This window comes from Amycolatopsis sp. EV170708-02-1, from assembly GCF_022479115.1.
Taxonomy (GTDB): domain Bacteria; phylum Actinomycetota; class Actinomycetes; order Mycobacteriales; family Pseudonocardiaceae; genus Amycolatopsis.
This window is the reverse complement of sequence record NZ_CP092497.1, coordinates 5,167,025-5,178,410: the sequence shown is the minus strand read 5'-3', so window position 1 is coordinate 5,178,410 and position 11,386 is coordinate 5,167,025. Positions and strand designations below refer to the sequence as shown.

Genomic DNA, 11,386 nt, shown 5'->3' with positions numbered 1-11,386 from the left:
GGGTGATTTCGAAGGACTCCGCGCTGCCCTCTCCCGGCGCGGACACCTCCGGCGACTCCTATCTGCCCCGTCACGGTAACGGCGGTTACCGGGTCCGGCACTACGATCTGGAGCTGGACTACAAGATCGGTCCCAACCGGTTGTCGGCCTCCGCGGCCATCACCGCGGAGGCGACGCAGGCACTGTCGCGGTTCACGCTCGACTTCGGCGAGTTCCGGATCAACCGGGTGCTCGTCAACGGGAAACCGGCCAAGTACACGCGCCGCGCGCACAAGCTGCAGGTGAAGCCGGCGAAGTCACTGGCGCTCGGCAGCGAGTTCCTGGTGGAGGTCCACTACGTCGGGAACCCGCGGCCGCTTCCGGGGCTGTGGGGCGACATCGGCTGGGACGAACTGACCGACGGCTCGCTCGTCGCGAGCCAGCCGGTCGGGGCGCCGTCGTGGTTCCCGTGCAACGACCATCCGGCGGACAAGGCGACGTACCGTGTCGCACTCACGACGTCTTCGCCGTATCTCGTGGCCGTCACCGGGAATCTCGTCTCCCGGTACACGCGCGCGAGCACCACTCAGTGGGTCTTCGAGCGGCCCGAGCCGACACCGACGTACCTGATGAGTGTCCAAATCGGACGGTACGACGACATCGTGCTCGCCTCCGGCGGTGTCCCGCAGCGTGCCGCTGTGCCGCCGCGTCTGCGCCGCGCCTTCTCGCGCGATTTCGGGCGGCAGGGCCAGATCATGGAGTCGCTGCAACGGCTGTTCGGGCCGTACCCCTTCGGCGAGTACGTCATCGTCGTCACCGACGACGACCTCGACGACCCGATCGAAGCACAGGGCATGTCGATCTTCGGCGCCAACCATGTCGACGGACGGCGCACGCACGAACGGCTCGTCGTGCACGAGCTGGCGCACCAATGGTTCGGCAACAGCCTGACCGTCGCCGACTGGCGGCACATCTGGCTGAACGAAGGCTTCGCGACGTACGCGGAATGGCTCTGGTCCGAAGAATCCGGCGGACAGAACGCGCACGCGTGGGCGAAGACGTGGCACGCGCGGATGAAGGCGAAACCCGCGGACCTGCGCCTCGCCGACCCCGGCGTGGCACGGATGTTCGACGAGCGGGTGTACAAACGCGGCGGCCTTCTGTTGCACGCCTTGCGTTGTACCGTCGGCGACGAGGTGTTCTTCCCGCTGGTGAAGGCTTGGGCGATGGAGAACCGGCACGGTCTGGTGACCACTGCCGCTTTCGTGGCGCTCGCTGAACGCTTTGCCGGGCGTTCTCTTGCTGCTTTCTTCGATGCTTGGCTGGATGCTGCGGCGCTGCCTCCGCTTCCCGTGGCCTGACGGGCGCTTCGCTCCCGTGGCCTCCGCTTGCCTGAAGGTTCCCAATGTCGCATTTGAGACGCTCAGCGTCCCAAATGCGACATTGGGAACACCTCGTGAGTTGTCCACAGGGGGCGGCGGCGGGGCGAGTTGTCCACAGGCGAGCGGATCAGGGCTGGTGCGGAGTGGGCCGGTAGCTCCACGATCGCGTATGTGGTGCGAACCGGCGAATGGCGAGACGATCGCGAGGCTCTGTGGGAGCTCAGTCGCGGCGGAGTGATCACTGTCGCTCGGCTGGTGGAGTTCGGCGTTCCCAGGAAGACCTGTTATCGGCGTTGCCGGCCAGGGCAGCCGTGGCAGCGCTTGCTTCCGGGAGTGGTCCTGCTCGGTTCCGGCAAACCGACCCGGCGTCAGCTGGTCGACGGGGCTTTGCTCTACGGCGGGGCGCAGGCGCTCGTCACGGGTCTCGAAGCTTGCCGCCGCCAGGGCCTGCGTGGAGCGGGAATCGCGGCGAACGGGATCCGGCTGCTGATACCGGCCTCCGGCAAGGTCAGCAGCGTCGGTTTTGTGACCGTGGAGCGGACCACGCGAATGCCCCGGCCCGTCGTCGTGGATGGCGTGGCGGTGGCGCCCCTCGTCCGGGCGGTTCTCGACGAGTGCCGCCGATTCAGCGCGCGTGACCCGGTCCGGGCATTGCTGACCGAAGCCGTCCAGAGGGGCAGATTGCATCCCGAGGTGCTCATCAGGGAGCTTGAAGCGGGTAGCGACCGAGGCAGTGCGTTGCCTCGCGAGGTGCTGCGTGACGTCCTGCGAGGAGCTCGGTCGGTGGCCGAGGTCGACGCGATGGCGGTCTGGCGGCGGACAGGGCTCCCGGAGCCCTTGTGGAACCACGAGTTGCGGGACGCCTCCGGCCGCTACATCGGAACCCCCGACGGCTACTTCAAGAAGGTCCGGCTCGCTTGGGAGGTCGACTCGTACGACTTCCACTTCGGGCGCGAGCAGTACGCCGGCACTCTCGAACGGAACGGCCGGTACGCCGCCGAGGGGATCCTCGTACTCCAGACCCTGCCCAGCCGGTTGCGATCCGAGCCCGGCAAGGTGGCCGCCGAACTCGTCGCCGCGTACGACGCCGCGAATTCCAGGAACGTACTTGAACTCAACCCAGGTTGAGGAGGCAAGCTCAGGCCAAGCGAATCCCCTGGGAGGTAAGGAAAGTGATTCTCCAGCTCGCCGAGGCGGACGGCTGCCCGCGAGACCTCGTCGGCGGCAAGGCGGCGAATCTCGCGGAAATGATTTCGGCGGGTTTCCCGGTGCCGGAGGGCTTCTGCATCACGACCGCCGCGTACCGGCAGGTGGTCGCGGACGATAGGGAGGGACGGCCGGACGTGCCGCTCCCGGCCTGGCTCGAAACCGGGATCGTCGAGGCGTACGAACGGCTTTCGCCGGACGGTCCGGTCGCGGTGCGGTCGTCGTCGACCGCCGAGGATCTGCCGGACGCCAGTTTCGCCGGGCAGTACGACACGTTCCTCGGTGTCCGGGGCGCGGACGAGGTGCTCGCGGCGGTGCGCCGGTGCTGGGCCTCGCTGTGGTCCGACCGGGCGACCAGGTACCGGGAGGTGCACGACGCCGATCGCGCTCCCGCCATCGCGGTGATCGTGCAGCGCCTGGTCGACGCCGCGTGCGCCGGGGTGCTGTACACGGCGAATCCGGTCTCGGGCAAACGGTCCGAAATCGTCATCGACGCCGCGCCCGGATTGGGTGAGGCGGTGGTTTCCGGTGCGGTGACGCCGGACCACTACCTGCTGAGTTCCGAAGGGGAAACGGGCGAGGGCTGTCTGACGCCGTCACAGCTGGGTGAACTCGCGGCGGTCGGCAGAAGGCTGGAGAAGCATTTCGGCGCGCCGCAGGATGTCGAGTGGGCGTTCGACGGCGACGGTGAACTGTGGTTGACCCAGTCGCGGCACATCACCACCCTGTTCCCGGTCCCGGAGAGTGCGGGGGAGCCGCGCGCGTACTGGTCGGTCAACGTCTACCAGGGGATCGACCGTCCCTTCACGCCGATGGGCGCGTCCATGATCCGGGAGCGGCAGCGTGGGATGGCGACGTACATGAGCGCGCTCGGCTTCTCCGACGAGATCATCGACGTGGACGGGTGGCTGTTCTGGGACATCACCGACGGCGTGCGGAGCCCGGCGAAGCGGCCGCAGATGGCCGCGTTCATGGACAATCTCGCGGCGCCGTCGGGCAAGCTGGTCGAACAGCTCGGCCGTGACCAGCGGTTCCCTGCCGTGCTGGACGCCCCACCGAAGAAACGGCGCCTCCGCTGGGGCCGGATGATCCCGGCTTGGCTGTGGCCGGATCAGGCTCGCGCCAAGGTCGTTCGCGACGCCGAGCGGCGGATCGCCGCCTTCGCGGGGCCGAACGAGGCGACGGCCTCGGAACGACTGTCCTTTGTGGAGTCCGTCCGGCGCGACGTCTGCCGGATCGAGGCGAATCTCCCTCGTGACGCCAATACCGCGGGCGGGTCCGGCGGGCAGCTGGCCGGGCGGTTGCTTCGTGGCTATGTGGACGAGGAGGAGATCGCCACCGTTTTCCGTGGTGTCCCGCACAATCCGACCACCGAGATGGACCTGGCGTTGTGGCGCACCGGGGAGGCGATCCGGCGTGACGGCGAGGCGTTCAGGTTGCTGCTGGACACCGCGCCCGGCGAGTTGGCCGCCAAACAGCTCGCGGGGGCCCTGCCGGACGTCGTCCAGCACGGCGTCGCGGCGTTCCTGGCCCAGTACGGTTGCCGTGCCACCTCGGAGATCGACTTCGGCGTACTTCGCTGGGCCGAAGATCCCGAGCCGGTCTTCGCGATGCTGGCGAATCTGCTGCGGGCGGAAGCTGAGGAGCAGAACGCGGAAACCCGCTTCGAGCACGCGGCCGCGGCGGCCGAGGCGCGGATCGTCGAACTCACCGGGCGGCTTCCGGTGACCAAAGCGCACCGGGCGATCCTGGCGCGCTTCCTGCTCCGCAGGTCGAGGCGATTGCGCGGACTGCGCGAGTTCCCGAAGTTCTGTCTCATGCGCGGTTTCGCCGCGCTCCGGAAGCAGTTGCTCCTCGTCGGCGAGGAGATCGTCGGGCTCGAACAGGCCGATGACGTGATGTTCCTCGACCTCGCCGAAGTCCGCGAGGCCTTGGACGGCAAGGACTTCCGGGCGGCCGTGGCGCGGCGGCGGGAGATCTGGGAGCGGGAGGCGCGCAGGCCACGGGTGCCGTCGGTCCTGCTTTCCGACGGCACCGTGCCCGCCCTCGAATCCGGCGCGGGCGAAGCTGACCTCATCGGGCTCGCCGCGGCGGCCGGGACGGTGACCGGCCGGGCGAGGGTGATCGACGATCCCGACGGGGCGCGGATCGAACCGGGCGAGATCCTGGTCGCCGCGACCACGGACCCTGGCTGGACGCCGCTGTTCCTGACCGCGGCCGCGCTCGTGACCGAAACGGGCGGCATGGTCTCCCACGGCACCACCGTGGCCAGGGAACATGGGATCCCGGCCGTGGTCGGCGTCCCCGGCGCGACCGCGCTGATCACCACCGGCCAGGTGATCACCGTCGACGGCTCGGCGGGGACGATCACGTTCGGCGAGGAGCCCCGGTGACTTCCGTGCTCACCGGCGCGTTCAACTTCCGTGACACGGGCGGCGGGCCGATCCGGCGGGGGCGGCTGTTCCGCAGCGACACCTTGCAGGCCCTAACCCGAACGGACAAGGAGCTCCTGCTCGACCGGTTAGGAATCGAAGGCGTCCTCGACCTTCGCTCCAGCGCCGAGACGGTCGGCGAGGGCCGGGCGGAGCTGCCCGGGGTCCGCTATGTGAACGTGCCGCTGCGAACCGTCCAAAGCGGACGGTCGAACGTGCTGGAGGAGATCTACGCGGACCATCTCCGGCACGACGACAACCTCTCGGCCGCCATCGAGATCCTGGCGGTCCTGCTGGCCCGGCCCGTCGTGGTGCATTGCGCGTCGGGCAAGGACCGGACCGGGATCGTCACGGCCCTCGCGCTCGGCCTCGCCGGGGCACCGCGGGAGCTGATCGTCCGGGACTACCTGCGCAGCGCGTACAGCCTCCCCCGGGTGATCGAGCGCTTCCGCTCGCTCCGGTTGCCGGAGGAGTTGTTCCGGTGCACCGAGAGCACGATCAACGCCTTGCTGGACAGCGTCGAGGACGATTTCGGGGGCTTCGCCGGCTGGGCACGGCAGCGTGGCTTGTCCGATGAGACGGTCCGGAAACTGAAGGCGAATCTGCTCAACGAAAGATGAATTGTCCGACGAGACATCGGATGTCTGTACCGCTGCGCGAGTGAAAGGGGTGGCCAAAGCTCGACTATTTCTGGAAACATGCCGGTCGCCAGGACCTGATCTGCGGTAAACGTAGTATGAATCTGGAGGCGACCCATGGCCGAGCTGTCCAGGCGATCGATGCTGAGGGTCGCGGCGGGGGCGGCGGCGCTCGGCGGGCTCTGGGCGCAGGGGGCGCCACCGGCACTCGCCGGGCAAGACGTCCGCCGCCGGATCGTCGATGACGCGCGCATGGTCTGGAAGCGGCTGCCGACGGGCTGGCAAGAGGGCCCGTTCCTCGCCAACGGCTTCCTCGGTGTCCAGTTCTACGCGGGGGCGCGGCCGAACGTCCTCAAGGTGATGCTCAGCCATTCCCGCGTCCAGGACCAGCGCGGGCAGTGGGAAGCGGCCATCGGGTACTCGCGCCTTCCGATCGGCTACCTCACCCTCACCTTCGAGGGCGCGATCACGGCGGTGGACTGGCACCTCGACCTGTACAACGCCGAACTCGGCGGCACGATCACCACCACCCGCGGCTCGGTGCGCTTCTCCGCGCTGGTCCACAACGACCAGGATCTCCTCCTCGTCTCGCTCACCGGGGCGGCGGCGGACTGGGGGTTCACGCCGCTCGAGTCGGCGACGACCAGGACGATCCGCAAACCACCCGAGTACACGGCCAATCCCGATCCGAAGCTCGCCAGTGCGGGCGCCGTCCGGTACTGCGAGCAGCCGCTCCACGCGGGCGGCGGGTACACGACGGCGTGGCGTGAGCGGACCATCGGCACGCGACGGCTCCTGGCGGCGACGGTCGCGTACGGGTTCCCCGAGCCGACGCACACAGCGGAGGCGATCACGAGGGTCGATCGGGCCTCGGCGACGATGCCCGATCTGCTCGTCGCCGGGCACCGGCGCTGGTGGAACGCCTTCTATCGCCGCAGTTTCCTATCCATCCCGGACAAGCGGATCCAGCGGTTCTACTGGATCCAGCTGTACAAGACCGCTTGCGCCACCCGCGCGAACGGGCCGGTGGTCGCCGAATGGGGGCCGTGGTTCCCGGAGGTCGGCAACAGCTGGACGGCGGTGTGGTGGAACCTGAACGTCCAGGTCACGTACCCGATCGTCAACAGCAGCAACCATCCCGAACTAGACGCCGTCACCGCGACCTTCCGCCGCGACCACGCCAACCTCGAACTCTCGGTGCCTCCCGCTCACCGGGACGGTGACACGTACGCGCTCTCGCATCCTGGCGACTGGCGGCTGCGGCCCGGCGGCACTCGCGCGGTCGGGATCCCCGGGCCGGTCACCAAGAACGACCAGACCGGGAACCTCATCTGGGGCCTGCACAACGTCTGGCTCGCGTACCGGCACAGCATGGACCAGAACGTCCTGCGCGACGTCCTCTACCCGACACTGGCCAAAGCGCTCAACTATTACCGGCATTTCCTCGCGACCGGCCCGGACGGTGCCCTGCATCTGCCGATGACGCGATCACCCGAGTACGCCGACGCGGCCGACTGCACCTACGACCTGTCGTTGATCCGCTGGGCCGCGCGCACGCTGGTCGAATCGGCGGCCAAGCTGCGGATCGACGATCCGCGGGTGCCGGCGTGGCGGGAGATCGGCGAGAAGCTGGTGCCGTACCACCAGGATCCCGCCCAAGGCGTACTGATCGGCGACGGTGTCCCGCTGGCCGACTCGCATCGGCACTTCTCGCATCTGCTCTGGCTCTATCCGCTGCGCGAGAAACTCTGGGACCGTCCCGGCGACCGGGACATCATGCGCCGTACGTTCGCGCATTGGTCGAGCGCGCAGGAGAAATGGCACGGCTACAGCTTCGCGGCGGCGTCGTCGATGAGTTCCGTGATGGACGAGCCCGAAGAAGCGCTGCGCTACCTGAAGATCTTCCTCGACGGCACCGTCGTCGCCAACACCCAGCTGACGCCGAACACGATGTACCGCGAGGGGGCGAACCTCGCGATCGAGAGCCCGATCACCGCCGCGCAGTCCATTGTGGACATGCTCCTGCAAGGCGACCACGGCGTGCTCAAGGTCTTCCCGTCGGTCTCGTCGGCGTGGCCGGACGCGTCCTTCGAAAGCCTGCGCACGGAAGGGGCGTTCCTCGTGGACGCCTCCCGCCGGAGCGGCACGACCGAATGGATCCGCGTCCACAGCGAGGCGGGGGAGCCGCTCACCCTGCGGCACGGGATCCCGGGCGACATCGAGGTCCGTGACGCGCGCGGACGGCGGCTCCCGTGGCGTCACAGGGGCCCCGGCACGATCTCGATCCCGCTCCGCCGCGGCGGGACGGCCGTCGTCGCGCGGCGCGGTGCGCGTCCGGACCTGGAGCCGCGTGACGTACCTGGTGACCGTGGAACTCCGGCATGGGGAGTATGAGCATGGACATCACTCGAAGGACGGTGCTCGGCGGGGCGCTGGCGGGCGTGGCCGCGGCCGGATTCGCGCCGTCGGCAGCGGCGGTGGAGAACGACTTCGCGCTCGGCGGGCTCGACTGGCCCGGCTTCCTCGGCACGGCCGACCTGATCTGGCGCCGGATGCCGAAGACCTGGTACGAAGGGCCCTTCCTGGGCAACGGTTTCCTCGGCTCGGGCATCTACGCCGAACCCGGCCGGAACGCCGTCCGGTTCAACGTCCAGCACAGCGAGGTGCAGGACCACCGGCCGGAGTTCGGCTCCCTGTTCGGGCTCGCGCGGCTGCCGATCGGGTATTTCACCCTCGAACCGGTCGGCGCCATCACCGGGATCGACTGGCGGATGGACCTCTGGAACGCCGAACTCAAGGGCACGATCACCACGGCCGCGGGCAGCCTGTCGCTGCGGGCGATCGTCCACACCGGACGGTCGCTGCTGGCCGTCGAGGTCGAGCCGACCGAGGGGGAGCGCGGTTTCGCGTGGGTCTTCCATCCGGCAGAAGCGGTGAGCCCGAGAACGGACCCGAAGTTCGGGAAGCCGCCGCCCGCCGGGTATGTCGCCAACCCGCCCGCGAGCCTGGAAAGCAGTGGTGACAGCAGGCTTTCCGTGCAGAGCCTGCTGGCGGGCGGCGAGCACGTCACGGCGTGGCGCGAGGTCGTCCATGGCTCGAAGCGGACGCTGTACACGTCTGTGGCCTGGTCGTATCCGAAGAGGACCGCCGCGCGGGAGGCGTTGAAGCCGATCCGCCGCGCCGAGCCGTTCCCGGTGTTGACGGCCGGACACCGTCGCTGGTGGCACGACTACTACCGGCACGGCTTCCTGTCCATTCCGGACGCCCGGCTCCAGAGCTTCTACTGGATCCAGCTGTACAAGATCGCCTCCGCCGCGCGCCGGGAAGCGCCGGTGATGGCGACGTGCGGGCCGTGGCTGGAACCGACCCCGTGGCCCGCGACGTGGTGGAACCTCAACGTCCAGCTCGAGTACTGGCTCATCCACGGGTCGAACCACCTCGAACTGGACGCCGTCGGCCACGCGCTGGACAAGTACCGGGCGAACCTGACGAGCCAGGTCGCCGAGCCGTACCAGCACGATTCGGCGGGCATCCCGCGTACGACGGACATGAACCTGCTCAACGGCGCCGTCGGGACGAACGCGGGGTTCCCGGTCGGCATCCCGGGCAAGGCGACGCCCACGCCGGAGGTCGGGAACCTCACCTGGGCGCTGCACAATGTCTGGCTGTCCTACCGGCACACGATGGACCGGCGTCTCCTGCGGGACACCCTGTTCCCGTTGCTGCGCAAGGCGATCAACTACTACCTCCATTTCCTGGCACCCGGGCGGACGGGAAGCTGCACCTTCCGGCGACGTTCTCGCCGGAGTACGGCGTCAACGCGCCCGATTGCAACTACGACCTCGCGCTGATCCGCTGGGGTTGCAAGACCCTGCTGGAGTCGGCGGCGGAACTGCGCGTCGACGATCCGCTCGCGCGACGGTGGCGGGAGGTCCTGGCCACCCTCGTCCCGTATCCCGCCGACGCCAACGGCTACATGATCGGCGCGGGGGTGCCGTTCGCGAAGTCGCATCGGCACTACTCGCATCTGCTGCAGATCTACCCGCTGTACGAGATCACCTGGGAGCGGCCGGAGCACCGGCGGATCATCGAGACCTCGCTCGATCACTGGGTGGGCTTCGAGGGGGCGTTGCAGGGCTACACGTTCACCGGCGCCGCTTCGATGTCGGCGCAGATGCTGCGCGGCGAGAAGGCGGAGTTCTACCTCGGCGAACTGCAGCGGCGCTACATCCAGCCGAACACGATGTACAAGGAATCCGGCCCGGTGATCGAGACGCCGCTTTCGGCCGCGCAGTCCCTGCACGACATGCTCGTGCAGAGCTGGGGCGGCGTGATCCGGCTCTTCCCGGCCGTGCCCGCGAAATGGGCCGACGCCGCGCTGCGCGACTTCCGCACGGAGGGGGCGTTCCTGCTCAGCGCCTCCAGGCAGGGCGGGAAGACGCGGTGGGTCAAGATCACCAGCGAGGCGGGGGCGCCGTGCGTGCTGCGAACGGATCTCGACGGGGAGCTGACCGTCCGTGACCGGTGGGGGAGGCCGAAACGCTGGCGGCGGCTGCCGAACGGAGACGTCCGGATCGAGCTGCGGCGCGGTGAAGAGGCCGTCGTGCACCGGGCCGGTGACCGGCCCGACTTCGAGATCCGGCCCGTCCCGGCGAACGGGGACGGCACGCCGTGGGGGATGCCGTGACGTTCTGCACGGCGATACGCAAGAGTGTTCCTGTACCACCTCCGGACGACAGGAGCACAGATGTCCCAGCCGCCGCAGCCGGGCGAGCCCGAAGGCCAGGCGCCCGACCCCGGCCCTCAGCCGGGGCAGCCGTACCCACAGCAGCCCTATCCGCAACAGCCCTACCAGCAACAAGGTTGGTACGGCGCGCCGCAGCAGCCACCGCCGTCTTCGAACAAGACGGCGCTCTGGGTCGGGCTCGGCGTGCTGGGACTCGTCGTGGTGGTCGCGGTCGTGGCGATCACCGGTTTCGTGGCGCCGGGGTTCTTCCTCTCGGACTCGAAGGGAAAGAGCGCGGTCGCGTCCTCGTCGTCGGCCGCTCCGACGTCCAGCTCGCAGGACACCGCGACGCAGAGCCCGGTGAACATCCCCTCCGCCCGCACCGAGCTGCCGAAACGCTCGACGCCGCTCGCGGATCCGACGGACTGCGCCTACCCGGCGGACACCGCCAAGGAGGCGGCGAAGAAGGTGAACCCGCCCGCGGCGGGACCGACTCCGGCCTCCGGCACGTCGGCGGTCACGGTCAAGACGACCGCGGGCGACATCGGGCTGACACTGGACCGCGGGCTCGCGCCATGCACCGTGGCGAACTTCCTTTCGCTGGCGCAACAGGGGTATTACGACGGCACCTCATGCCACCGGCTCGGCGTCTCGGGGCTGCAGATGCTCCAGTGCGGCGACCCGGAGGGCACCGGAATGGGCGGACCGGGTTACACGATCCCGGACGAGATCTTCCCCGAGCTCAAGTACGGCCGCGGAATCCTCGCCATGGCGAAGACCCAGAACCCGGACTCGGGCGGCAGCCAGTTCTTCATGGTCTTCGGTGAAGCGGAACTGCCGCCGGAGTACACGGTGTTCGGGAGCATCTCCGACGCGGGCCTGCAGACACTGGACAAGGTCGCGCGCGGCGGCGTGGACGACGCGAAAGGCCCCGGAGACGGGACGGGACCGCCTCGGATCGAGGTGAAGTTCCAGTCGATCGCGGTGGGCTGAACTCGCGGTTGCCAGGAAAGGACCTTTCCT

Annotated in this window: 6 protein-coding genes and 1 pseudogene; all 7 read left to right on the top strand. The window is 69.0% G+C overall.

Annotated features, from left to right (window positions below; genetic code table 11):
- Positions 1–2: 2 nt before the first annotated feature.
- The gene (locus tag MJQ72_RS23490) at positions 3–1,340 is read left to right on the top strand and encodes a M1 family metallopeptidase (RefSeq protein WP_240593118.1); all 1,338 of its coding nucleotides are present in this window, start codon (positions 3–5) and stop codon (positions 1,338–1,340) included.
- 354 nt (positions 1,341–1,694) lie between these two features.
- Positions 1,695–2,489: a hypothetical protein gene (locus MJQ72_RS23485; RefSeq protein ID WP_240593117.1), complete on the top strand. Its 795-nt coding sequence runs from the start codon at positions 1,695–1,697 to the stop codon at positions 2,487–2,489.
- Positions 2,490–2,533: 44 nt separating this feature from the next.
- Positions 2,534–4,960, top strand: coding sequence for a PEP/pyruvate-binding domain-containing protein (locus MJQ72_RS23480; protein ID WP_240593116.1), 2,427 nt, complete (start codon positions 2,534–2,536; stop codon positions 4,958–4,960).
- Positions 4,957–5,619: a tyrosine-protein phosphatase gene (locus MJQ72_RS23475; protein WP_240593115.1), complete on the top strand. Its 663-nt coding sequence runs from the start codon at positions 4,957–4,959 to the stop codon at positions 5,617–5,619. Before MJQ72_RS23480 ends, MJQ72_RS23475 begins: the two co-directional genes overlap by 4 nt.
- Positions 5,620–5,754: 135 nt before the next feature.
- Positions 5,755–8,031, top strand: a complete 2,277-nt coding sequence (locus MJQ72_RS23470; RefSeq protein WP_240593114.1) for a glycosyl hydrolase family 95 catalytic domain-containing protein — start codon at positions 5,755–5,757, stop codon at positions 8,029–8,031.
- Between the two features lie 2 nt (positions 8,032–8,033).
- Positions 8,034–10,324 (top strand): annotated as a pseudogene (locus MJQ72_RS23465) (glycosyl hydrolase family 95 catalytic domain-containing protein).
- Between the two features lie 60 nt (positions 10,325–10,384).
- Complete coding sequence (locus MJQ72_RS23460) at positions 10,385–11,356, top strand: peptidylprolyl isomerase (RefSeq protein ID WP_240593113.1); 972 nt, start codon at positions 10,385–10,387, stop codon at positions 11,354–11,356.
- Positions 11,357–11,386: the final 30 nt, after the last annotated feature.

Coding starts and splice junctions, on each gene's coding strand:
- MJQ72_RS23470 (WP_240593114.1), top strand. CDS start 5,755: ATGGCCGAGCTGTCCAGGCGATCGATGCTGAGGGTCGCGGCGGGGGCG.
- MJQ72_RS23460 (WP_240593113.1), top strand. CDS start 10,385: ATGTCCCAGCCGCCGCAGCCGGGCGAGCCCGAAGGCCAGGCGCCCGAC.